Source organism: Mesobacillus stamsii (genome assembly GCF_030814065.1).
Lineage (GTDB): Bacteria > Bacillota > Bacilli > Bacillales > Cytobacillaceae > Mesobacillus > Mesobacillus stamsii.
Genome location: NZ_JAUSUN010000009.1, coordinates 24,612 through 47,191, shown reverse-complemented (window position 1 = coordinate 47,191; position 22,580 = coordinate 24,612). Strand labels below are relative to the sequence as shown.

Here is a 22,580-nt window from a genome sequence, read left to right as displayed (position 1 = left end):
TCCTTATTCGGGCTTAACCAGAAATAAAGGCTGGCCGTATTCTACAAGCTGTCCATCTTTAACAAGAATTTCGACGATTTCTCCATTCACTTCTGCTTCGATCTCATTGAAAAGCTTCATTGCTTCGACAATACAAACAATCGAATCCTTGCTCACTTTGGTTCCCGCTTTCACATATGCTTCTGCTTCCGGTGAGGAAGATGCATAGAATGTCCCGACCATGGGGGAAACGATCTTATGTAAATTTGCAGTATCCTTATCTTCCTCTTGCTTCGATTCTTTCATTGCAGCTGCGTCCATTTTTGGCTCAGAGTTCTGTCCTCCTGGCATTGCAGGCAGGGACGGAGTTTGGACCGGTACATCTGTCTGCACAGATTCGACCACTGACTTTTCGACTCCATGCTTCTTCATTTTAATTTTTGATCCTTCGTATTCGTATGAAAACTCGTCAATGCTTGATTGGTCTACTAATTTAATTAACTCTCTGATTTCTTGTATTTTTAACACCATTCGGCACCCCTTGTCCTTATAATAATTAAGACTAGATACTAACACTATACGATATTACCATGAGGAAATTCAATATTTAACACTATTTCTGGTCATCTTTCTCCATTTTACTGTTTTCTGAAAAAAATGTGAACAGCAGGTATTTTAGCGAAAAACTACAAAAATAAGGGGAAGGCATTTGCCTTCCCTTTCTCATGTATTTTAATTTGCTGGATCAAACTGGACCGCTACCGGTTGGAAAGAACCTAATTCTGTGCGAACCATCTGGATGATTTCATTGGCTGCAGATGCTGAAGGTTCTTTGGCTTTTACTGTGATTCTGACATTTTCACCATCCGCACGCACTAGTGCATCGTCATAGCCCATTGATGTAATCAGTGTTTCAAGAATCTGTTCTTTTTGCGAAATCTCATCAAGCTGATTCATCTTATCGATTGCTTCACTTCTCTTTTCTGCTGGCAAGTCAGTCGTTGCTGCTACGGTTTGCAGCTCTTCTTTTTGTCTAGTCCGCTGTTCTTCCAGGTTCATGCGCAGCGCTTCAAACTTCTCATCGTTCGCAACTTCGGAAATCACAGTCGTGCCATCTTTCGTTTCAGTCGTCATTGTTTCCTTTTGTTCGGCTTGCTTCTCATCAACCGCTGCAAGATCAGACTTCTGCTGTTCTGGTGCAGTGACATAATACACTGATAAGACAACCACTAGACTCAACATCGTCAGCAACCAGACTGTTTGCTTTTTCAACAACATCTATTATTCCCCCTTAGATTTTTTAGGCATGACAGACACACGGTGATTTGGAACATCCAATGCCCTTGTGACTGCCTCAATGATCCATTTTTTCACTTGTATATTTTCCGCACCATTCGCTACGACGAGCACCCCTCTGATTTCAGGTTTCTTTGTCTCGAGAACGATTGGCACCTCTTTCTCCCCATTTTTGATGATGACTAGCTGCTCATCTTGTGATGCATCCAGGACTTTGCGCTTGCCGCCTTCAGGGTCCGTTTCATCGGTCGTCTGTGATTGGATGACGGTATTTTTCTCTAAAATCTTCTTTTCAGTAGCATCTACGTTCACCAAAACGGAGACATCCCCTACGCCATTGATGCCTTCCAAAATCTCGATCAACTGGGCTTCATATGCTTGTTCATATTTGGAAATGATATCGTTCTCAGCTGAATTTTTCTGACCGAATACCGCTATATCCTCTTCTGTCTTCGCTTCCTTCGTGGCAGTAACAGCCATATCGGGTTTCGGATCGCCGATTAGATTGCTGATTAGCATGATCGCTACCCCAAACAAGACAACAATTAAGAAGTATTGGTATTTGCCGGATTTCTTGGCCGGCGGTCCATTCTTGCTGCTCAGCTGTTTCTTCAGCCAGCTCAACGGACCTTTCTCACTGTCCATGCGCTTCACTCCCTCCTTCTATCATTATTTGAATAGACTTTTCAGGAACATTCCATTTTTCTGACAGAAGAGAAGATAGTTCAGCTAGTTTCTGTGCGGATTGCTTTGATGGAAGAGGTGCATTCGTATCAATTTTTACTTCTCTTACTACTGCCACAGCCACTCCCTTATCCCCTGCTTTCCTCAACTGAACGATGACATGCTTTAGGTTTTCTGGGAAAGGCCGCTGATCCTGTTCATTTACTTCAAGCTCGATATGAGCAATCTCCATTCCTTGCTGTTCCATCAACTCCTCCTCTGCGGCTGTTTTCATTTGGACAGCCATTGTTTCTAAAATATATGCATGCTGAGAGGCTTGTATTTCTTTTTTTTGAAATTCTATTGAACTTTTTATCTCATCAACCTCCTGGCCGTTGAGCTCGCCAACATTTGCAATTACTGTTTCCATATCAGTATTGAATAGTTTCATAACTGGAGAAAGAATGATGGCAATCAAAATTAGCCCAGTTACAATTTTTGTATATTTATGGAAGCTTGAATTAGGCAGAAGCATATCAAGTACAGTCGCTAGAAGAATGAAGACGATAATATTGGTGACCCATTCTTTTATAAAATCCAACTCTCTCCCCCCCTACCTCACCATCATCGTTAAGTTCCCGGCGGCAATAATAACGGTTATCGTTAGAAAAAACATCAAGGAAACAATGCCTAATGCAGCAAAAACATAGATGATGCTTTTACTGATAGTATCAAGACAGGTGATGACCGGGCCGCCACCCAGCGGCTGGAGAATGGCTGCCGCAAATTTATAGATAAAGGCAACCATGAGGATTTTCACAGCTGGAAAGGCAGCGATCATCAGCAGAATAGCAACTCCTGCTATTCCAACTGTATTTTTTAAAAGCATAGAAGCACTGATCACCGTATCGGTTGCATCGGTAAAAATCCGCCCAATGACAGGAACAAAATTCCCAGTTATAAATTTTGCTGTCTTGACAGTCACTCCATCCGTTATCGCAGCTGAGGCACCCTGAACGGAAATGACGCCAAGGAATACGGTTAAAAGGATTCCTAGCAAGCCGATGCTCCAGTTACGGAGCATGCTTGCTAATTGGGTGACTTTATAATGTTCAGACAGGATGCTGACAATGCTCAGAAGTGTAGATAAGAATAATAAGGGCAGGACGACATATTGAATGAACATCCCGCTTGTGTTCATCATAAACAGAATGATCGGATGAAAAAAAGCTGCTGAAACCAGCCCCCCTGATGTGGCCATCAATGCCAATAACAGCGGGATTAGAGCAAGGATGAACTGGATCATTGTCCCGATGGTGTCATTCGTGTATTCAACGACTACATGAAAGCTGTTGAGCGCAATGATGATCAGAACCATGAACACAATGGAATAGGCTACCTTGCTGACGGTGCTTTTTTCGAAGGAGTTTTGCAAAGCCTGAAGAAACATGCTGAAAATAGTTAACAGAATCAACGATCCCAGCAATTTCCCGTTAACAATGAACTCGTGAAAGGCAAAATTCATAATACCTTTAAACCAACCATTTAAGGAGAACTTCTTTTCCCCGTTTATAAAATCATAGAGGCTTCCTTTCTGACTTTCTGGCAAATACCCATCATATTTAGTCGTAATATCTTCCCAAAACTGCTTAAGCTCATCGATATTCAATTCTTCAAGCTGGGTTCTTGCGATTGTGTCCGGATTGATCACTGGGGTTGTTTTTTGTTCCTCCCCAACAGCTTGTACATCTGGGAGAAAAAAAAATAACTGGCACAATAGAATTGCAAAGAGGAACTGGAGACGCTGCTTCAACTTCTTTCACCTCTTTCGAGCAGGTAGTCAGCCTGGAATCAAACGAATGATCGTTTCAATCATTACCGTAAGAATGGGAATGGCCATCGCCAAAATGAGGATTTTGCCGCCAAGTTCAATTTTTGAGGCGATTGCACCCTGTCCTGCATCCTTCGTGATTTGGGCCGCAAATTCGGCAATATAGGCGATCCCGATAATCTTCAAGATCGTTTCCACGTACACAACATTCACTCTAGCATTGGCAGCCAGTTTCTGGATCATGGCAATGATCTGATAGATTTGATCAACCAAGAAAAGAAAGATAGCTGCTCCTGTGAACACAATCAGCAAAAAGGCAAAGTTCGGCTTTTGTTCTTTGACAATCAGTGCCAGAAATGTCGCAATCAACGCTACACCTGTTATTTGAAAAATTTCAATCGCAGAGACCTCCCTTACCCCTGAAATAGGAAGACCGATTTAAGTTTTTGAAAAAGATCATCCACAATGGATGCAACCATAAAAAGGATATAGATGAATCCAAACAACGTGACCCACTGGGCATATTCCTTCTTCCCTACTTGTTCGAGAATTGTATGCAAAAATGCTACCACTATGCCTACGCCTGCTATTCTAAAAATGATATCCACATCAAGACCCATCTTTTCCCCTCCTAAACGCTACATCAGTAAGATGATTAATAATAAGCCCGATAAAAAGCCGATGCTCTTCACCATTTTTTCGTATTTCATCTGCTTCTCGCTAGCATCTGCTTCTTCTCTTTCAAGATGGGAAATCGTCAGGAGAATTTGTTTTTGCTGAGAATGCCTGTCATGCCTACCTAGCGTTTCTCCAAATTGCTTCATAATTTCAAATTCTCCTTGTTTGAAGGCCGTCAGGTTCCAAACTTCTCTTAAGCTCTCTTCCCATGCGATATGGACTGTGGTCTCCGTTTCAGTCAGCTTTTTGGAAAATGTTTTAAAAAACCAGGAAAGCGGCTTCGTCATTTGCTCAGACAACTTCCTCGAGGCTTCATGGAGAGGTGTGTGTCCATACATGATTTCCGCTTCCAGCGACTGCAATGCTGATTTCAACAACCGAAGTTGCCTGGGCCGTTCGCTAAGATGCCGTGAAGCTTCAAAACCTGTCCAGGTCGTTGACAGGATGATCAATATCGCGCCCATTATTTTTATCATTTATGTCACTCTCACTTTTTGACGGATTTCTTTCCCGCTCCCATCACAAATTGAAATGATTGTTCCAGGGCCAGTAATTCTTCCAAGTACGACAAACCGGTCAAAAATACCCATGTCTAGAATTGGTTTCAAGGTTGGTCTTTTTTGGATATCCAGCAGCGATTCCCCATGAGTGGTCATAATCAGCTTGATTCCTGCGTTTACAGCTTCCAGAATCGCCTCGGCATCCTCTTTCCGGCCAATTTCATCGACGACGAGGACATCTGGACTCATGGAACGGATCATCATCATCATTCCTTCTGCTTTCGGACACGAGTCTAGGATATCCACCCTTGGTCCAAACGTTAGCTGCGGAACTCCCTTTACACATCCGGCGATTTCGGATCTTTCATCGACAATGCCCGCTTTTAATGGCGGAACCTTTTTTTCTGGAATACCGCTTGAAATGATCCTAGCTATGTCCCTTAGCAAGGTTGTTTTGCCAGTTTGCGGGGGACCGACGATCATCGTATGTTTCCAGCTGTTTTGGTACAAATATGGCAACAACGGATCTGCAATCCCGATTTTCTCCCTTGCGATTCTAAAATTGAAAGAAGAAATGTCCCTGATTGCTTTTACAGAGCCATTTTCCAGAATCACCTTTCCGGCAAGCCCGACTCGATGGCCACCAGCAACAGTAATGTAACCACGCTTTAATTCTTCCTCCAGGGTATACATGGAAAAATGTCCGAGCTTATTCAACAGCTGGACAGCATCCTCTGGATGAACAATATACGGAAGGAAGTTTGGTTTCCCTCTCACCGTTATTTCAAGTGGTCTGTTGATCCGAATCCGAATCTCTTCGATTCCATCTATGTCATTAGGAGGGACTTCATTCAGCCGTTCAGCAATCCTTTTCGGCAAAAAAGATAAGATATCATTCATCATTGATCCTCCTGATTTTCGCTTACTTAATATGTATGCCTGCTTGACCACTTTATGACCTGCACATTCCATCGAGACCGATCTACCACCATTTTTCTAACCCGAAAAAAGCAAATAAATTTTGCTGTCAATGAAAAAACTAGTAGGGAAAGGAGTTGTTCCATATGAATGAAGATCATCAGAAGTTCCAGAAGGTTCAAAGAGCAGACCGCGCTACTTATCTTGGAGGAGGAAGGAGTCCGAGTAAATCGCCATCGACTGACCCAAAGTATAATAACAATCAAAATACGGACAAAGCACCAGGTGCCGGAGAGTAATTGATTTTCCCACCAATATGATCCCTCCTCGTTATTTATTATTCTTTCCTTACATAAATATTGGTAAGAGACGATAAATGTGGAGGGATGCTGGATGGTTACTGGAGGATATGACGCCTACCATACGAACAACGCTGGAAACAAAAGAAAAATCACCGTCAGCGGGGAGGGGATTATTTACTCTGCACCTAACATGGCAACAGCTACAATAGGAGTTCGGACAGAAAATCTTAACCTTCAAGCCGCCCAGACAGAGAATGCGGAAAAGTCTATTTCGATGTTAAGATCATTACAAAAACTAGGGATCGCAAAAGATGATTTCAAAACAGCCGATTTCCGGATCGACCCCATCTATACCTACGAGGAAGGCAAGCAGTTATTTCAGGGATATCGTGTCACACATTTGTATACTGTCACCATCAAAAATCTTGCCCAGGCGGGATTGGTCATTGATATGGCTGTGGCTAATGGGGCGAATGAGGTAATGAACATCCAATTCTCAGTCGCAGAGCCCAAAGCATTATATAACAAGGCGCTTTCATTGGCAGTCATCGATTCATATAACAAAGCACAAACAATCGCACAGACGCTGGGGTTTCAAACTTCCATTTCCAATCTCTCCATTACCGAAGAAACCCAAATAGGATCTCCCAGCCCATTCTTGGTTGCTTCAATGGACACAAGCAGTGCAAAAGAAACGCCCCTAGAACCAGGCAAGCTGAAATTCAAAGCAACTGTGACAGGAACGTATATTGGGTGAAAAGATGCGAAGAAGCAAACCAGAATTGATTTTTGGTGGAGAAGTTCAGGTCCTGGATATCCGTACACCGGATGAGTTTACTGACCCTACGCTACAAGTCTTCGAAAGAATATTTTCAGAGCTTTTCTGTTTATTTAAACCAAACAGAGCATGAAAAAGGGTCAACATATAATTTCTGATATTATAAAAAAAACCTGCTTCTCAGCAGGTTTTTTTCAATGATTTATGCACGTGATACATAGGAAGCGTCTGTTGTATTAATGATGAGTCTATCACCTTGGTTAACAAAGAACGGAACCTGTACAGTTAGACCAGTTTCCAGTGTTGCAGGCTTTGTGCCGCCAGAAGCAGTATCTCCTTTGATACCTGGTTCTGTTTCTGTTACTTCCAATTCAACCGTATTCGGCAATTCGACACCGAGTGTTTCATGTCCAAATTGCATGATGTATACTTCCATGTTTTCTCTTAGGAACTTCAGCTCATATTCAATCGAAGCGCCTGGAAGTTCAATTTGCTCATAGGACTCATTGTCCATGAATACATGTTGATCTCCGCTAGCATAAAGGTATTGCATTTTGCGATTCTCAATTTGGGCTTTCGCTACTTTTTCACCAGCGCGGAAAGTTTTTTCCTGGATTGCTCCTGTACGAAGGTTTCGAAGCTTGGAGCGTACAAACGCAGCGCCTTTTCCTGGTTTTACGTGTTGAAAATCAAGTACACGCCAAATACCATTGTCCACTTCGATTGTTAATCCGGTACGGAAATCGTTTACTGAAATCATTATTTGTCCTCCTAATGTGTCTTATAATATAATGAGCTCTTTCGTAGAATGTGTCAGTGACTCATTATGGTCAAGGGTAATCACCGTATCGTCCTCAATCCTAACCCCGCCAAGGCCGGCAATATAAATTCCTGGCTCGACCGTCACCACCATACCTGGTTCCAGTATAGTGTCTGAGCGGAATGAGAGGCCAGGGCCTTCATGTACTTCAAGACCGATTCCATGACCCGTAGAATGGCCAAAATACTCGCCATATCCCTTTTCGGTAATCAAGTTCCTTGTCAAAGCATCCGCTTCCTTGCCCGTCATGCCAGGTTTGATCCCCGCCATACCACGAAGCTGGGCTTCAAGCACAATATCATAGATTTCCTTCAGCTTATCAGAAGCATTTCCAACCGCTACTGTACGAGTGATATCCGATACATACCCATTATAATATGCCCCATAATCCAGGGTTACGAAGTCTCCTGTTTCAATCACCTTGTCACTTGCTACTCCGTGCGGAAGGGCTGAGCGATAGCCAGATGCCACAATAATATCGAATGATGATGAGGTTGCCCCTTGCTTTCTCATGAAGAATTCAAGCTCATTCGATACCTCTAGCTCTGTTCTTCCAGGACGGATAAACTCAAGTATATGTGTAAATGCAGCATCCGCGATGGCTGCTGCTTCCTTTAATATCTTAATCTCTGAATCATTCTTTATCAAGCGTAACTTTTCAATTTCATCCGCCACAGGAACTAATTCTGCTTCTATGGTCTGATCGAATGTTTTGAACGCTGAATAGGTAACATGATTTTCTTCAAAACCTAACTTGTTAATTCCCAGTTTTTTAGCCTGCTCGGCAACCTCATCCTGAATCAACCCTTTTTGCAACACAACTTCATATCCAACACATTGCTTGGCAGCCTGCTCTGTATACCTGAAATCGGTGATGAACAGCGCCTTGTCAGCACTGATTAACACCATCCCGGCCGAGCCAGTGAACCCTGTCATATACCTGCGATTATATTCGCTAGTCACGAGCATTCCATCCACCCCAAGCCGTTGGAAACTTTCCCGCAATTTTTGTATTTTTTCCATAACCTATTCCTCCTCTTTTCCTGCTTCTCTTTTAAAAGCTTCAAGTGCTAGTTCATAGCCAAGAATCCCCAAACCGGCAATCTGCCCCTTTGCAACAGGTGCAACGACCGATTTGTGCCTGAATTCTTCCCGCTGGTAAACATTTGAGATATGTACTTCGATCACCGGACAGGTAATTCCTGCTATTGCGTCTCTGATGGCATAGCTATAGTGCGTAAATGCCCCTGGATTGAAGATTACTCCGTCTATTTCAGTGTCCTCAGCCTCATGAAGTTTGTCAATTAGTTCCCCTTCGTGATTGGATTGAAAACAGACTACCTCCATCTTCCTTTCCTTTCCAAGGTTAATCATCCGTTCTTCCAGGTTCTTCAATGTACTGACACCATATATTCCCGGTTCTCTTTTCCCAAGACGATTCAAGTTTGGACCATTGAGCATAAGTATTTTCATCACATTTTCAAACTCCCGTAAAAAAGAATGTTCACTATGAACATTCTACCATAACTATTTGCGAGAACTACTCTAACTCGCTCAAGAGGTGATCTCCTGACGATTTTTCTCCTCGTTGCGATTCTCATTTTCCTCGTAGGAGATCGAATAGCCAACAAAAACACCATACAGTACGTAAAAACAAAGCGAAGTGACCAAGGTGTCCTTTGAGAGATCCCAAAATGGTTTGATGCCCGGAAACAGCGGATTGAGCACATAAAATACAAGGAAAAACAGTGCAATCCCGTAAGCTGCCCCAGCCCAGATGGAATTCAGCTTCCTCATGGTTACATAATAAATCATCGCTGCGCCTGCTGAAAAAATACCAATCGCTACGATGGATATAACTGTGCCAAGCCACTGCTGCTTCCAGTCTCCTAAAGCCCAGGGCTCCAATATTACGTTTGGTCGGATTTCGGTAAAATGAAATAGATAGGCCAAATAAGCGAGCAGACTCCAAAAAATGCCGCCGAACAATCCTGTCACGATGCTCATTGCAAGGAAGGACATCGGTTTTTCCCTTTGATTCTGTTCTAAGTTTTCATGATTTTCTGCCATTTGTTGCACCTCCGATGTTAGTATGTCCCTGTTCGGCAAAACCATTGCATCTCTGGAAAAAATGTTATAGATGCTTGCACTCCATATAGAGGTTTTTGCAGATATTTAGTAAAATGAAAGTAACAGCAATGGAACGAAGCTTTTCTATTCATATAAGCCATGAAAATGGCATTCTCTCGTTTAAATTGCTTTTAAAAAGGAAAAAGGGCAGGAGAAGCGTATAATTTTGAAGAACTTGTATAAAGTAATCGTTGGTAAGTTTAAAAGCTGGAAAAATTGCTCATGATGCTAGTAGGGAGGTGGCTTTCTTCGATGAGTCGAAATTTCAAGTATCTATTTTTAGGACTGATTGTCCTTGCAATCTTTGGTTTCGCTGTTAAGCTGTTTACCGATCCTGTCAGTATTCTCGTAACAATCGCAACAATTGCCTTGATTGGGGCCGCAATCTATTTCCTGGTGACTCGTATGTCTGGATCAAGTGCTGGAAGAGAACAAAAACGTGCTTTCCAAAAGGCAGCAAAGCGTTCCAAAAAACGGTTCCAGGCAAAAGATGCAAATGCATCTGCTAAGCGGTCAAAGATAAAATCCCTAGCATCAGCACGGAAAAAGAAGGATGCTCCGCACTTAACAGTCATAGACGGGAAAAAAAGCAAAAAAAAAAATCGGGCTTCCTTTTAAAGCTCGATTTTTTTCGGGTTATAAGAGATCAGTAATGCCATGATTTGAAAAATTTCTCCGCGCTGTTTTTTCCCAGCTTGATCAACTCTTGTTTTTTCTCATCCGTTAGTTGAAATTCAGTAGTCAAACTTTCCTCCATCGGAATGAAAATAATATTCTTTTCGTGCTTTCGAGAAATGTATCTGGAGTCATGGGCATCCTTCATCGTATCAAATAACGCATCGAACAATTGCAGCGCATTTTTAATGTTTTTCTTAGGCTGCTGAATCAGGTTTTGGCTTAGTTTGACTCCAAGTACCGGACGCATTTTCAACATTTTATCCTGGTCGAATAACCACATTGGGAAATTGCTCAGCACTCCGCCATCCACCACGATATTCGTACCAACCCGATCCCGCAACTTAACCGGTTCGAAAAAGAACGGGAGACTGCTGCTCATTCTGATCGCCTTTGCGACAGGGAAAGTCAATGGATCAATGCCATACTTTGGCAAATCATCTGGCAAGACCAAGATTCTTCCGTTTGTGAGATCTGACGCAATAATCCGTAAGCAACCAGGAGCAAGATCGCCAAATGTACGAAGCCCTCGGGCAGCCAGGACTTCTTCGATCCAGCATTCTAACTCGTCTCCTTTATAGAGTCCGAGCCGCCAGTATACAAAGAGCCACTTGGTTAAGGCAGATGGAAAGAACGTTTTCCTTGGATCGAGGAGTTTTTTTAAATCAATTCCATCCAGAATGTCGGCCATCTCAGCACTTGTGTAGCCGGCAGCAAGCAAGCCGGCAATTATGGAACCAGCACTGGTTCCAGCGACTCTTTTAAACCGGAACCCCTGTTCCTCAATTGCGGCACAGGCACCAACCAGCGCCAATCCTTTGATTCCTCCACCGGAAAAAACGCCATCAATGTACATAGGAGTCACTCCCGTCGATGTAAACTCATCTATACATCTTTAAGCGTTTCCTTTGAAAAATAGTACAGCGTACAAGTAAAAAATTTTGATTTCATCCATTGTTTCCTGGACAATCTAGCAGTCAGCGACTAAACAGGACAATATAGTAAAGGAACATTGTGACCAATCCGACCGGAACCCCAAATGCCGCCCATTCCTTGCTGGTTATATTTAGTTTTCCGGCAGCGATAATATTCGGGATATTACCCGGGACCAGCATGCCTCCACTGATGACCAGTCCAAGCAAAACCGCCTTAATTGTTCCAGATTCCATTGCAGGACTGATTTCTGCTGCAGCAAGGGTAGCATTATCTAAGATCGCGGATATCATGTTTATCCAATACAACAGCCTTGGAGATAGACCGATAACATATGCTTTGATCAGCGGCTCAAAACCATGTCCAAGGAATGTAAGTCCCATTACAAAGAGATAGATTTTAAAAGACCGAACAGCAATTTCCTCGTACGACTCAGGAAGGGAGGCAGACTTTAAAGCTTTTTTTCCCACAATGGGTCTTACAAGGATCATCGACATCACGCCATAAATAATGATAGCTGGAAGTACTTCTTTTCCGATTAACCTCCATAAATAAAAGAAGTCCTTGTCCAGTCTGCTGATGGTGATCGTTGCCAATGGCTCCCCCATCGGAGTTAGGGCAGCACCAATTCCAATCGAGAAGCATGCCAAGATGGTAAAACGAACTTCCGATCTACGGTCAAGCGGAAGGACCTTTATCATCATAACAAGGATAAGCGCTGCTATGATGGCAGTTATCATACTAGATGCCAGTCCAAGAAAAACAACTGTCAACCCGAAAAATAACCTAGGAGACAGGAATCTGCTGCTCCAGAGGATTGATTTTTCCAATTCCGCCTTAAACCACTTTGCCAGCAATCCAGCTGCTAACACCGCAAGCGTGATATTAATAGGATCAGTCACCGCTTTTTCAATTAGCTGGCGATCCATCGTACCACTAATCGTTGCTGCCGCGAGGCCCATAGTGAACAAAAAAATCTCCAAATTGTGTTCAATTGTTTTAACGGAAAAAGGCAAAAATAACACCAGCAGCAAAATAATCATTAACCCGATCATCGTTTCTCCTGTCCTTTTTTCTATTTCTTTTACTATATATAGGAACAATCCTAAAATTTAGAACATAGAATTTTGGGTACATGGAAAGGCGATAAGAATGAACGAAGAAGAAATAGCCACGGCCTGGGCCGTGGCTATTCTATTGAGTGTAACTTATAAACCACACTTTAATTGCGCGTTACAGTTTGTACAAGTATTGCAGCCGCCGATTTCTTTTACCTCACCCTTGCGGCAGACTGGGCAAGTGTTGCCGATCTCAGAGCCAATCGTCACGTTTGTAGAACGTAATTCATTGATCGTGTCGACAAGGACAACGTGCTGCTTTTGTTTTTCTTGCTTTTCCCCTTCATCGTCCATTGAGTTCTCTTCTGCTTTCAGCGTCAATACTTGAGAATCGCGGGAGCCGTCCACATAAACGGTTCCGCCTTTCGCTCCGCCTTTATATAGGCGCTCATATACTTTTTCCACCTGATCAACGCTGTAACCCTTCGGTGCGTTGACCGTTTTGCTGATCGAGCTGTCAATCCAGCGCTGGATGATACATTGCACATCAGCATGGGCTTCCGGCGCCAATTCCATCGCAGATACGAACCAGTTCGGCAGGTTCTCAGGATCTGCCTCCGGATTGCGATCCAAGTATTCCTGGACGATATCTGCCTTCACCTCGATAAACTTACCTAGACGGCCGCTTCTGAAGTATGAGAAGCTGAAGTATGGCTCAAGGCCAGTTGAAACGCCAACCATTGTACCAGTAGATCCCGTTGGAGCAACAGTCAGCAAGTGTGAGTTACGAATTCCGTTTTCAAGAATCGACTCGCGGATGTCTTCAGGCATTTTCTTCATGAAACCAGTATTTGTGAATGCCTTGCGAAGTCTGTTTGTCTCTTCTTCTGTTCCACCTTGAAGGAATGGGAAGCTGCCTTTTTCCTTGCCCAATTCTACTGATGCTCTGTAGGCAGAAGTAGCAATGGTTTCAAATACCTTATCAACAAGCTTGTTTCCTTCTTCTGAACCGTATTCTGTTTCGCAATAAATCAGGAGATCGTGCATGCCCATCACACCAAGACCAACACGACGTTCGCCTAGTGCTTGTCTCTTATTATCTTCCAGGAAGTAAGGAGTTGCATCAATGACATTGTCCTGCATACGTACACCAACTTCTACCGTATGCTTCAATTTTTCAAAGTTAACTGTTTTTGTTTCTTTGTCCGCCATTTCTGCAAGGTTGACAGCAGCGAGGTTGCAGACAGAGTTTGGTGCGAGAGGCTGTTCCAATTGTTATCCTAAAGGCTTTTTATCCCTTAGTTCTAACGGTTCGTTTCCCGTTAGTTCAGCATATCTTTTCATTACACACACTTTTCATAAATAATAGGAGATCTTTTCTTCCTCGATCTTCTCCAAAAACAGCTTTAGAAATTACCCTTAAATCTTTAACTCCAAATGAATTTTCAATTTGGTCAAGCATACTACTAATTGTAGTACTGACTTTATTTAAGGGAGTACTTAAAACTAAACTTGAATTGGCAACTGACCATTCGATAATGAATTGCTTTATTTCTCCATGAAGAACCTTTCTCTTGTTAACATATACTTTAGTTGCATTTTGAATTGCACTTTTTCCAGCACAAACTCTATTGCAAAACTTCTTAGGGGAACTTACAAGGGTTATAAACTCGGAGTTGCAAATCAAGCATCTTCTTTTTTCCCTCGGAGTTTTGATCTTGCCTTTTTGTGAAAGACCTGATTTTTTTAACCCGTCTAACATTCTTTGTTTTGCTCCACTATTAGAATTCCATAATTGCCTTGTATGCTCCCCGATTTTCCTCTTAGTAGCTGGAGAATGTTTTATATTAAAGTGCCCATTCAATGACCCTGATAACGATTTGTTGATAGTAGTATCTTTTGATTTAATCCATTTCGTTATAACAGAGTTTAAAGTGAAAGGTAGGTATTCATAAAAGTTTAAAAGTTCTTCATAAGAAATCAATTCATTATCTATTCCATGTAGAGTTTTAATTTTTTCTAAAGCCATTCTAGCGCCTTCTTTAGCTTCTTTGTTCCGAGATTTTATTTCAACAATCTTTGACAAAGAGCCGTTTTGATCGAAAATGAAAAAATCAGGTTTATAAATCTTATATCCTATATCAAAGGTTTTAGCCTCATAAGTCCAATTCACCTTATGATAGTCAAGATATATGGCGTATGCATACTCATATGAACTTCTTAAATAGAATCCTTTATAGAAACCTGCATAGCCTCTATTCATAAAAACCTCTCCATTATTTTTAGTGTTGTAATGTTGCGGCCTCGTGGATGGATTATATTCTGCTTTCGCAGGTTCACCATCTATGCGTTGCCCCTGTCCTTGTTTTTACTCAAGGCCTTCGGTTCGGATTCCCATCTCAGGGTTCCCGCTTTATTCCGCAATTTTTAACGTGAGGCAAACTAAGCTGCTCTACCACACGGGTTTGTCGCTACAACCTTCTGTCCATATGCCTGTGCGTTCGTCATGTCGTTGGCATTGTCGATGAAAAAAATGCCGGGTTCTGCTGAGTATGTCGCACAGATATTGACCAGGTTCCAGAGTTCTTTCGCTTTGATCTTTCTGTAGGTGCGTACTTTATAGCCGAGCTTTTCCCACTCACGTACGTCCCCAATTTTATGCCACTCTTCGTTATAAACTTTCATTGTTTCAGCATCATAGCTTTCAACGTCCGGGAAGCGAAGTTCATATTCAGCATTATTTTCGACTGCATCCATGAAATCTTTTGTCAATGTGACTGAGATATTTGCACCCGTTAAGAATTCTGAGTTATGGACTGTATAAGTTCCGCCTGTTGCGAGTTTTTCTTCTGCTGATCTAATGATATCTGCGCTGAAACCACCGTAGCCTGGAATGCTCTTATAGTTGACGATCCCCTGGTACATTGCTTCTTCCTGAATGGTTAGCGGCGTGAATTTCAATTTTTCTTTTGCCGTTTTCTTGATTGACTCGTCGTTTGTGTTTTCAATCAGGAAACGAAGGATTTTAGGGTTTTGCATTTTTGAAATGATGAACTCTACAATGTCAGGATGCCAGTCCGCTAACATGATCATCTGAGCACCGCGTCTTGACCCGCCCTGCTCGACTAGATGCGTGAGCTTGGCGATGTCATCAAGCCATGAAACCGATCCGGATGATTTTCCGTTTACGCCTCTGGCTAGAGTGTTGCGCGGTCTTAATGTAGAACCGTTCGTCCCTACCCCGCCGCCGCGGCTCATGATTTCCATGACCTGCTTGCGGTGCTCGGAGATACCTTCACGGGAATCCTTAACGAAAGGCATGACATAGCAGTTGAAGTAGGTAACATCTGTGCCAGCTCCTGCTCCATAAAGGACTCGTCCTGCCGGGATGAAATTCATGGATACTAGCTCTTGATAAAACTTTTCGAACCATTCCTTGCGCTTTTGTTCTGTTTTTTCAACTGCTGCAAGTCCTGTGGCATTTCGTTTTGCGATCTGCTCGTAAAACAGTTCGAGCGGCTTTTCCATCACGTCCAGTGAACGTTTGATAATCCCCGTAGTGGATTCATCGGGATCATCAAGCACTCCGCGAAACTCTTCTTCTACAAGCACAGTCGCTGTCTTGTTTTCCCAATCAATAGCTTGTATGAATCCAAGTCCGCGTGCCGGGAATTTCGGATCCTCCTTAATGGTGAGGACAACAAAATCTCCATTTGACAAGGTGATTTTTTCTGTGTCTTTAAAAGTATAGCGGTCTAGCATCACAAGCCGAGAGACCCCTTTGTGGGTGAGTTTCATATCAGGTGTAATGGGGTGAACCGGAGGAAACAACTTAATATCCTCGTTCAAACTCTCCACATTCAAAGTCCTTTTTTCGCCAATAGTAATAGACATTTCTACAACTCCTTCAAGATTTTAAAACTATTCTTTACAGTGAAACTAGCAGAAAGAAACTCTAGCTGCTTATTTGAATTACCCTAACGTTATCATATCGAAACACCAAAAATCAATATATAGTGTATTTTTTATTTTCGACAATACTATATATGGTGTTAAGGCCAAAAGAACTTTATTTTGTCAAACATGAAAATTATTAAAAAACAGAGAGAAAAAGAGATAAAGATCGAATTTTTCCCTTAAACGATCAAAAACAACAAATTTCGAGGGTTGCACTTTTTTCATTTTTCCCAACCTCTAGAAAATACTGGATAACAAAAAGCGCAAGCGCCTCGAACAGCCCCGACAAGCGCTGCCCGCCTAAAACGCCACGTCCTGTGGCTGGCGGGTCTAGCACGTCCTGTGCCCTGGAGGGCCGACCGGTGAAGTCGTTCTTTGACTTCATTGGGCGGACCGAAGCGACTCAAGGGGCTAGGCGCTGGAGCTGGATTAAGAAAACCACAATTAGTTATCCACAACTAAATAATTTTGTAATTTCCTAAACAGCAAAAAAAGCGGTTGATCCGCTTTATAAATTTTTTATCTTTTAAAATTCCAGTCCTCAGATTCGTATTTATTTTTTGCAAGTGCATTTACATAATCCAATTCTTCTTCACTTAAGGTGTAAGGTTCCAATTTTATCCTCAGTCCAGCCTCGAAACCTTCCTTGAAGGCTTTCTTTGCTTCCTCTAGTTCAATCTTCCGGCTGCTGATTTGATTGATGGCTACCGCCTTGGACTTGAAAGCACGCTGCATTCTTTCTTTGACTTTGTCATTCGGATACTTGAACAAGCTGAAAAGTTTATCTTCATCTAAATCCAGCAATATGGAACCATGCTGTAGGATTACCCCTTTCTGACGGGTCTGAGCACTTCCGGCAACCTTCCGTCCCTCAACCACCAGTTCGTACCAGCTTGGTGCATCAAAACAAACTGCGGATCGCGGGTTCTTTAGTGCTTCCTTTTCGGCAGATGTTTTTGGCACAGCGAAATAAGCTTCCAGTCCTAGTTTCTGAAATCCCTGCAAAATCCCTTCTGAAATGACGCGATATGCTTCTGTGACAGTTTTTGGCATGTCAGGATAATCTTCTGTCACAATGACGCTATAAGTGAGTTCGTGTTCATGCAGGACTCCCCTGCCACCAGTCGGCCTGCGCACAAACCCGAGGCCAAGCTGCTGTACAGCATCCATATCAATCTCGCGCTCAATCCTCTGAAAATAGCCAATTGAAAGGGTCGCAGGATTCCAACCATAAAAGCGGACAACAGGTGGGATCTTTCCTGCACCATGCCACTCGAGTAATGCCTCATCTAACGCCATATTAAATGACGGTGAATTGTCACCTGAATCAATAAATCTCCATACTGCTTTTTCCATTGCATTACCCCATTTTCATTTGATCAAGATTTTTTTAGTCTAACAAATAAATTTTCAAAAGAAAAGCAGCTTGTTTGAAAGAATTTTGGTAAATATCTTTGCGCTTATCCAGGAAGGCTTATATAATTAAAGATGGCTCAGCATAGCTTGAAAGGAGAAATATGTTTTGTATACACTTATTTTGTTAATCGTTCTGACAGTTGCGGTGATTCTGTACTATGTGTTTATGTATTTCCGCCAAAAGAAAATCCTAAAGACTTTGTCAGAGGAAGAATTCAAAGCAGGGTATCGTAAAGCGCAGCTCATTGATGTCCGTGAACCGAATGAATTCGCAAACGGCCATATACTAGGTGCTAGAAACATTCCGCTTACCCAGCTAAAGGCACGTTTGAAAGAAATCAGACCGGACAAGCCAGTCTATCTTTATTGCCAGAGCGGATCCCGCAGCGGCCGTGCTGCACAGCTGCTTCACAAAAATGGCTGTAAAGATTTATCCCATCTAGAAGGCGGCTTCAAAAAATGGGGCGGCAAAATTAAAGCGTAATCTGCTCTTTCCATAAAAATCACCCCCCAGCAGAAGCTGGGGGGTTAGCTTTTTTGCTATTTCCTTCAACGCTGACGAAAGCCTTTCTGGAAATCATGCAGAGTATATCGACATGATTTCAAAAAACTATTCCGCTTTCTGATAGCGGAGGATCGGCTTCCTTGCAGCTGTTGTTTCATCCAGGCGGCCTACTACCGTGGAGTGCGGTGCTTCTTGAACGATTTCCGGGTTCTCTTCTGCTTCACGCGCGATTTGGATCATCGCATCGATGAAGGCATCAAGCGTTTCCTTGGATTCTGTTTCTGTCGGCTCAATCATGATCGCTTCTTCTACATTCAATGGGAAGTAGATGGTTGGCGGATGATAGCCGAAGTCAAGCAGGCGTTTGGCGATATCCAGCGTGCGCACGCCTAGCTTTTTTTGACGCTTGCCGCTTAGGACGAACTCATGCTTGCAATGCCTGTTAAACGGCAGATCATAATAGTCAGCAAGCTTTCTCATCATATAGTTGGCATTGAGTACCGCGTACTCTGTTACAGCCTTCAAGCCATCCGGTCCCATTGTGCGGATATAAGTATAGGCACGGACATTGATGCCAAAGTTTCCGTAGAACGGTTTTACCCTTCCGATAGACTGCGGGCGATCGTAGTCGAACTTATAAACGCCATCCTGCTTTGTGACGATTGGCTTTGGCAGGAAGGGGATCAAGTCTGCTTTTACGCCAACTGGGCCAGAACCTGGTCCGCCGCCGCCGTGTGGTCCTGTGAATGTTTTGTGAAGGTTCAAGTGGACAACATCAAAGCCCATATCACCAGGCCGTGCCTTGGACATTACAGCATTCAAGTTGGCTCCATCATAGTAAAGCTTTCCACCTGCGCCGTGGACTATTTCGGCCATCTCCAAAATATTTTCTTCAAATAATCCAAGCGTGTTCGGATTTGTAAGCATTAATGCTGCAGTATCTTCCCCGACAACCTTCTTTAGGTCTTCCAGATCAACAAGACCATTTTTATCGGATTTAACTGTGATCGTTTCAAAACCAGCGACGGTCGCAGATGCAGGATTTGTTCCGTGAGCGGAGTCAGGAATAATGACCTTCGTCCGACTTTGGTCTCCATTCGCTTCATGGTAGGCCCGAATCATCATCAATCCCGTCCATTCCCCATGCGCACCAGCGGCCGGCTGCAAGGTAACTTCATCCATACCAGTGATTTCAATCAAGTGTTCCTGCAGGTCGTACATCAATTCAAGCGCACCTTGAACAGAACTTTCATCCTGCAATGGATGCAAGTGTGCAAAACCATCAAAGCGAGCGACATTTTCATTCATTTTCGGATTGTATTTCATCGTGCATGATCCAAGCGGATAAAATCCGGAATCCACTCCATGATTGCGTTTGGATAATGCTGTGTAGTGGCGCATGATATCAAGCTCGGAAGCCTCAGGAAGTTCCGGATCGTCTTCCCGAAGAAATCCTTCAGGCAAAAGGTCTGTTAAATCTGCTTCTGGAACATCCATTTCCGGAAGGCTATAGCCGACACGGCCTGGTGTGCTTAATTCAAAAATGAGTGGCTGATCTTCCTTATGCATTGATATCCCCCATTTCCTTAACAAAAGTATCGATTTCTTCTTTCGTTCTTAATTCCGTCACTGCAATCAACATATGATTCTCAAGTCCGGAAAAATCACGGCCGAGATCATAGCCGCCAATGATGTCTTTTTCGAGAAGCTTCTGGTTCACTTCTTTTACTGGCTTATTTAGTTTAACAACAAATTCATTAAAAGAATGACCTTCAAATGCGATTTCAAAACCATTTTCCTTAAACTTTTGTTTAGCATAATGCGCTTTTTGGATATTGCTGACAGCCATTTCCCGTACACCCTTTTTGCCGAGTGCTGTCATTGCCACAGAGGCGGCAAGGGCATTTAATGCCTGGTTCGAACAGATATTGGACGTCGCTTTATCCCGGCGAATATGCTGTTCCCTCGCCTGCAGCGTCAAAACGAAGCCTCTTCGTCCCTGATCATCCTTCGTTTGGCCGACGAGTCTTCCGGGAACTTTTCTCATTAACTTTCCAGTTACTGCAAAGTATCCACAGTGAGGGCCGCCGAATGCAGTCGGAATTCCGAATGGCTGTGCGTCTCCTGTCACAATATCTGCGCCAAATTTCCCTGGAGGCGTCAATGTCCCAAGCGCAAGCGGATTGCTTGATACTACGAAAAGTGATTTATTCTCATGGACAATTGCTTCGATTTCCTTCATCGATTCCAGACCGCCAAAGAAGTTCGGATACTGGACGATAACAGCAGCCACATCTTCGCTTGTCATCCCTTTCAAAGCATCTATGTCTGTTACACCATCTTTATAAGGCACTTCGACTACATCAATATACTGACCTTTTGCATAGGTTTTGACGACATCCTTATACTCCGGATGAACAGCGCTTGAAATCAATATTTTCTTCCTTCTTGTATGGCCTGCACTAAGCATGGCCGCTTCTGCCAGAGCAGTTCCACCATCATACATGGAAGAGTTCGCTACCTCCATGCCAGTCAGTTCGGAGATCATCGTCTGAAATTCAAAGATGGCCTGAAGTTCACCTTGCGAGATTTCTGGCTGATAGGGTGTGTACGCAGTGTAAAATTCCGAACGTGACAGAACATGGTCAACAATGACCGGAATATAATGATCATATACCCCTGCACCAATGAAGGAAGTATTCCTTTTTAAATCAGCATTTTTGGCTGCCATCTGAGCAAGCTCCTTCATAAGAGCTGTTTCCGGCTTGGCTTTCTTAATGTTATATTCTCCAGTGAAACGGACCTTTTCAGGTATATCGCTGAACAGTTCATCAATTGATGATACACCGATGCTTTCCAACATTGCGTTTTTGTCACTTTCCGTCAGCGGTAAATAGCGATGCTTCATAACTTTTCCCCTCTCTGGCATTTACTTTTTGGCTCTTTTATAAAATGGTGTAGCTGAAACAGCAGCTTTCAAGCGTTTTCCGCGGATTTCAACTTCTACTTCATTCCCAAGCTCCGTTTCTCTAGTGTCAAGCAGTGCAAGTCCGATGTTTTTCTTGAGCGTTGGGGATTGCGTTCCAGTGGTTACCTCCCCAACCCTGACTTCCCCTTTGTAAACTGGATAGCCATGGCGAGGAATGCCTCGGTCGATCATTTCGATCCCGATAAGCTTTTTAGTCAGACCTTTTTCTTTTTGCTGCTTGAGTACCTCTTTTCCGATGAAATCAGCTTCTTTATTCAGCTTGACCGCAAAGCCAATCCCTGCTTCAAGCGGGCTAATTACCGGTGACAATTCTTGGCCATACAAAGGAAGATTTGCTTCGAAACGGAGTGTATCCCTAGCACCAAGGCCACAAGGAAGAATGCCTTCTTCTTTGCCTGCCTCAAGAATTTCTTTCCAGAGTCTGACTGCGTCTTTAGAATCGCAATAAATTTCAAATCCATCTTCTCCAGTATACCCTGTTCGAGATACAAGCGCTTTCTTACCGTTCAGATCGACTTCTTGCTTGAACTTAAAAAAACCTATTGTGCCGAGGTCGAATTCTCCGGACAGCTTTTGGAGGATTTCTTCCGCCTTTGGTCCCTGTATAGCTAGCTGTGCCATGCGATCGGACAAGTTTTCCATTTCCACATTGCCTTCAAGTTGTTTCTGCATCCAATCGAAATCCTTTTCAATATTGGAAGCATTCACTACAAGCAGGTAATCATCCGCTTCGATTTTATAAACAAGCAAATCATCCACTGTGCCGCCGTTCTCATAACACATCGCCGTGTACTGTGCTCCCCCGTTTTTAAGCTTTGAAACATCATTTGTCATCAACTTTTGTAAGAAATCCAAGCTATCGGGACCGCCCACTGCGATTTCGCCCATATGGGAAACATCGAATAAACCGGCTTTTGTCCTTACTGCCTCATGTTCCTCCTTGATGCTTGAAAACTGAACAGGCAGCTCCCAGCCTCCAAAGTCAACTGTCTTCCCGCCATACTCCTGGTAAACTTCAAAAAGTGGTGTTCGTTTTAATTCCGACATTATGTATCCCCCTTTGTCTCAAGCCAAAATATCAGTTTGCATCCACCTCTATATCCAAAAAGCAGAAAAGGACAGAGCACCCCCTCTTCATCCGAGAAGGTCTCT

At 43.1% G+C, this 22,580-nt stretch carries 24 protein-coding genes and 2 pseudogenes; 4 read left to right on the top strand and 22 right to left on the bottom strand.

Going from position 1 to position 22,580, the window contains the following annotated elements; all coding sequences use genetic code 11:
• Positions 1-3: 3 nt before the first annotated feature.
• From accB to spoIIIAA, 9 genes are all read right to left on the bottom strand, one after another.
• Positions 4-507 (bottom strand): acetyl-CoA carboxylase biotin carboxyl carrier protein, encoded by a 504-nt coding sequence (gene accB / locus J2S25_RS09380; protein WP_307191780.1) that lies wholly within the window; start codon positions 505-507, stop codon positions 4-6.
• A 204-nt stretch (positions 508-711) separates the two neighbouring features.
• A complete protein-coding gene (locus tag J2S25_RS09375; RefSeq protein ID WP_044393736.1) occupies positions 712-1,257 on the bottom strand; it encodes a SpoIIIAH-like family protein in 546 nt (181 codons plus the stop codon).
• Between the two features lie 3 nt (positions 1,258-1,260).
• On the bottom strand, positions 1,261-1,920 hold the full coding sequence (gene spoIIIAG / locus J2S25_RS09370; protein ID WP_044393735.1) for a stage III sporulation protein AG: 660 nt from the start codon (positions 1,918-1,920) through the stop codon (positions 1,261-1,263).
• Positions 1,910-2,539: a stage III sporulation protein AF gene (gene spoIIIAF, locus J2S25_RS09365; protein WP_044393734.1), complete on the bottom strand. Its 630-nt coding sequence runs from the start codon at positions 2,537-2,539 to the stop codon at positions 1,910-1,912. Before spoIIIAF ends, spoIIIAG begins: the two co-directional genes overlap by 11 nt.
• Positions 2,540-2,551: 12 nt before the next feature.
• Complete coding sequence (gene spoIIIAE / locus J2S25_RS09360) at positions 2,552-3,751, bottom strand: stage III sporulation protein AE (protein ID WP_307191765.1); 1,200 nt, start codon at positions 3,749-3,751, stop codon at positions 2,552-2,554.
• A gap of 27 nt (positions 3,752-3,778) precedes the next feature.
• On the bottom strand, positions 3,779-4,168 hold the full coding sequence (gene spoIIIAD / locus J2S25_RS09355; protein WP_128721531.1) for a stage III sporulation protein AD: 390 nt from the start codon (positions 4,166-4,168) through the stop codon (positions 3,779-3,781).
• A gap of 14 nt (positions 4,169-4,182) precedes the next feature.
• The gene (gene spoIIIAC / locus J2S25_RS09350; RefSeq protein WP_044393729.1) at positions 4,183-4,389 is read right to left on the bottom strand and encodes a stage III sporulation protein AC; all 207 of its coding nucleotides are present in this window, start codon (positions 4,387-4,389) and stop codon (positions 4,183-4,185) included.
• A gap of 18 nt (positions 4,390-4,407) precedes the next feature.
• Complete coding sequence (gene spoIIIAB / locus J2S25_RS09345) at positions 4,408-4,923, bottom strand: stage III sporulation protein SpoIIIAB (RefSeq protein WP_044393727.1); 516 nt, start codon at positions 4,921-4,923, stop codon at positions 4,408-4,410.
• Entirely contained in the window at positions 4,924-5,847 is a 924-nt protein-coding gene (gene spoIIIAA / locus J2S25_RS09340) for a stage III sporulation protein AA (RefSeq protein ID WP_044393725.1), read from the bottom strand. It abuts the gene before it with no gap.
• Positions 5,848-6,011: 164 nt separating this feature from the next.
• On the opposite strand from spoIIIAA, the gene J2S25_RS09335 reads away from it, so the two are divergent.
• Both J2S25_RS09335 and J2S25_RS09330 read left to right on the top strand, forming a co-directional pair.
• Complete coding sequence (locus J2S25_RS09335) at positions 6,012-6,164, top strand: hypothetical protein (RefSeq protein ID WP_157841624.1); 153 nt, start codon at positions 6,012-6,014, stop codon at positions 6,162-6,164.
• Positions 6,165-6,258: 94 nt separating this feature from the next.
• The gene (locus J2S25_RS09330; protein WP_307191764.1) at positions 6,259-6,924 is read left to right on the top strand and encodes an SIMPL domain-containing protein; all 666 of its coding nucleotides are present in this window, start codon (positions 6,259-6,261) and stop codon (positions 6,922-6,924) included.
• A 223-nt stretch (positions 6,925-7,147) separates the two neighbouring features.
• On the opposite strand, the gene efp is transcribed toward J2S25_RS09330, so the two are convergent.
• From efp to J2S25_RS09310, 4 genes are all read right to left on the bottom strand, one after another.
• Complete coding sequence (efp, locus tag J2S25_RS09325) at positions 7,148-7,705, bottom strand: elongation factor P (protein ID WP_044393722.1); 558 nt, start codon at positions 7,703-7,705, stop codon at positions 7,148-7,150.
• Positions 7,706-7,726: 21 nt separating this feature from the next.
• Entirely contained in the window at positions 7,727-8,788 is a 1,062-nt protein-coding gene (locus tag J2S25_RS09320) for a M24 family metallopeptidase (RefSeq protein ID WP_044393721.1), read from the bottom strand.
• 3 nt (positions 8,789-8,791) lie between these two features.
• Positions 8,792-9,241 carry a type II 3-dehydroquinate dehydratase gene (aroQ, locus tag J2S25_RS09315; protein ID WP_044393720.1) on the bottom strand — a complete coding sequence of 150 codons (450 nt, stop codon included), beginning with the start codon at positions 9,239-9,241 and terminating at the stop codon, positions 8,792-8,794.
• 78 nt (positions 9,242-9,319) lie between these two features.
• Positions 9,320-9,835, bottom strand: coding sequence for a YqhR family membrane protein (locus J2S25_RS09310; RefSeq protein WP_044393718.1), 516 nt, complete (start codon positions 9,833-9,835; stop codon positions 9,320-9,322).
• 312 nt (positions 9,836-10,147) lie between these two features.
• Here J2S25_RS09310 and J2S25_RS09305 point away from each other — a divergent pair, with 312 nt between their 5' ends.
• Positions 10,148-10,513: an SA1362 family protein gene (locus J2S25_RS09305; protein ID WP_044393716.1), complete on the top strand. Its 366-nt coding sequence runs from the start codon at positions 10,148-10,150 to the stop codon at positions 10,511-10,513.
• Positions 10,514-10,541: 28 nt separating this feature from the next.
• On the opposite strand, the gene J2S25_RS09300 is transcribed toward J2S25_RS09305, so the two are convergent.
• The 6 genes and pseudogenes from J2S25_RS09300 to J2S25_RS09275 form a co-directional block, all read right to left on the bottom strand.
• Positions 10,542-11,426, bottom strand: coding sequence for a patatin-like phospholipase family protein (locus tag J2S25_RS09300; protein ID WP_307191763.1), 885 nt, complete (start codon positions 11,424-11,426; stop codon positions 10,542-10,544).
• A gap of 121 nt (positions 11,427-11,547) precedes the next feature.
• Positions 11,548-12,558, bottom strand: coding sequence for a DUF1646 family protein (locus J2S25_RS09295; protein WP_307191762.1), 1,011 nt, complete (start codon positions 12,556-12,558; stop codon positions 11,548-11,550).
• Positions 12,559-12,711: 153 nt separating this feature from the next.
• A pseudogene (locus J2S25_RS09290) lies at positions 12,712-13,830 on the bottom strand (ribonucleotide reductase barrel domain-containing protein); the annotation flags it as partial.
• A 58-nt stretch (positions 13,831-13,888) separates the two neighbouring features.
• Positions 13,889-14,824: a PDDEXK family nuclease gene (locus J2S25_RS09285; RefSeq protein ID WP_044393713.1), complete on the bottom strand. Its 936-nt coding sequence runs from the start codon at positions 14,822-14,824 to the stop codon at positions 13,889-13,891.
• 191 nt (positions 14,825-15,015) lie between these two features.
• Positions 15,016-16,455: pseudogene (locus tag J2S25_RS09280) on the bottom strand (vitamin B12-dependent ribonucleotide reductase); the annotation flags it as partial.
• A gap of 582 nt (positions 16,456-17,037) precedes the next feature.
• Positions 17,038-17,874 (bottom strand): lipoate--protein ligase family protein, encoded by an 837-nt coding sequence (locus J2S25_RS09275; protein WP_307191761.1) that lies wholly within the window; start codon positions 17,872-17,874, stop codon positions 17,038-17,040.
• A gap of 226 nt (positions 17,875-18,100) precedes the next feature.
• Here J2S25_RS09275 and J2S25_RS09270 point away from each other — a divergent pair, with 226 nt between their 5' ends.
• Positions 18,101-18,418: a rhodanese-like domain-containing protein gene (locus J2S25_RS09270; protein ID WP_084221868.1), complete on the top strand. Its 318-nt coding sequence runs from the start codon at positions 18,101-18,103 to the stop codon at positions 18,416-18,418.
• A 126-nt stretch (positions 18,419-18,544) separates the two neighbouring features.
• On the opposite strand, the gene gcvPB is transcribed toward J2S25_RS09270, so the two are convergent.
• Genes gcvPB through gcvT form a run of 3 tightly spaced genes read right to left on the bottom strand, consistent with a single transcriptional unit; the run spans position 18,545 to position 22,475 of the window.
• Entirely contained in the window at positions 18,545-20,008 is a 1,464-nt protein-coding gene (gene gcvPB, locus J2S25_RS09265; protein ID WP_044395227.1) for an aminomethyl-transferring glycine dehydrogenase subunit GcvPB, read from the bottom strand.
• Positions 20,001-21,347 carry an aminomethyl-transferring glycine dehydrogenase subunit GcvPA gene (gcvPA, locus tag J2S25_RS09260; protein ID WP_307191760.1) on the bottom strand — a complete coding sequence of 449 codons (1,347 nt, stop codon included), beginning with the start codon at positions 21,345-21,347 and terminating at the stop codon, positions 20,001-20,003. The genes gcvPB and gcvPA overlap by 8 nt, the downstream gene beginning before the upstream one ends.
• 21 nt (positions 21,348-21,368) lie before the next feature.
• A complete protein-coding gene (gene gcvT, locus J2S25_RS09255) occupies positions 21,369-22,475 on the bottom strand; it encodes a glycine cleavage system aminomethyltransferase GcvT (RefSeq protein ID WP_307191759.1) in 1,107 nt (368 codons plus the stop codon).
• Positions 22,476-22,580: the final 105 nt, after the last annotated feature.

Excerpts from the sequence above, each read along its gene's own strand:
- J2S25_RS09295 (WP_307191762.1), bottom strand. The coding sequence starts at position 12,558 with ATGATCGGGTTAATGATTATTTTGCTGCTGGTGTTATTTTTGCCTTTT.
- J2S25_RS09270 (WP_084221868.1), top strand. The coding sequence starts at position 18,101 with ATGTATTTCCGCCAAAAGAAAATCCTAAAGACTTTGTCAGAGGAAGAA.
- J2S25_RS09310 (WP_044393718.1), bottom strand. The coding sequence starts at position 9,835 with ATGGCAGAAAATCATGAAAACTTAGAACAGAATCAAAGGGAAAAACCG.
- spoIIIAC (WP_044393729.1), bottom strand. The coding sequence starts at position 4,389 with ATGGGTCTTGATGTGGATATCATTTTTAGAATAGCAGGCGTAGGCATA.
- J2S25_RS09335 (WP_157841624.1), top strand. The coding sequence starts at position 6,012 with ATGAATGAAGATCATCAGAAGTTCCAGAAGGTTCAAAGAGCAGACCGC.
- J2S25_RS09300 (WP_307191763.1), bottom strand. The coding sequence starts at position 11,426 with ATGTACATTGATGGCGTTTTTTCCGGTGGAGGAATCAAAGGATTGGCG.
- spoIIIAB (WP_044393727.1), bottom strand. The coding sequence starts at position 4,923 with ATGATAAAAATAATGGGCGCGATATTGATCATCCTGTCAACGACCTGG.
- J2S25_RS09320 (WP_044393721.1), bottom strand. The coding sequence starts at position 8,788 with ATGGAAAAAATACAAAAATTGCGGGAAAGTTTCCAACGGCTTGGGGTG.
- J2S25_RS09285 (WP_044393713.1), bottom strand. The coding sequence starts at position 14,824 with ATGAATAGAGGCTATGCAGGTTTCTATAAAGGATTCTATTTAAGAAGT.
- spoIIIAA (WP_044393725.1), bottom strand. The coding sequence starts at position 5,847 with ATGAATGATATCTTATCTTTTTTGCCGAAAAGGATTGCTGAACGGCTG.
- spoIIIAG (WP_044393735.1), bottom strand. The coding sequence starts at position 1,920 with ATGGACAGTGAGAAAGGTCCGTTGAGCTGGCTGAAGAAACAGCTGAGC.
- J2S25_RS09330 (WP_307191764.1), top strand. The coding sequence starts at position 6,259 with ATGGTTACTGGAGGATATGACGCCTACCATACGAACAACGCTGGAAAC.
- gcvT (WP_307191759.1), bottom strand. The coding sequence starts at position 22,475 with ATGTCGGAATTAAAACGAACACCACTTTTTGAAGTTTACCAGGAGTAT.
- gcvPA (WP_307191760.1), bottom strand. The coding sequence starts at position 21,347 with ATGAAGCATCGCTATTTACCGCTGACGGAAAGTGACAAAAACGCAATG.
- J2S25_RS09375 (WP_044393736.1), bottom strand. The coding sequence starts at position 1,257 with ATGTTGTTGAAAAAGCAAACAGTCTGGTTGCTGACGATGTTGAGTCTA.
- efp (WP_044393722.1), bottom strand. The coding sequence starts at position 7,705 with ATGATTTCAGTAAACGATTTCCGTACCGGATTAACAATCGAAGTGGAC.
- J2S25_RS09305 (WP_044393716.1), top strand. The coding sequence starts at position 10,148 with ATGAGTCGAAATTTCAAGTATCTATTTTTAGGACTGATTGTCCTTGCA.
- J2S25_RS09275 (WP_307191761.1), bottom strand. The coding sequence starts at position 17,874 with ATGGAAAAAGCAGTATGGAGATTTATTGATTCAGGTGACAATTCACCG.
- gcvPB (WP_044395227.1), bottom strand. The coding sequence starts at position 20,008 with ATGCATAAGGAAGATCAGCCACTCATTTTTGAATTAAGCACACCAGGC.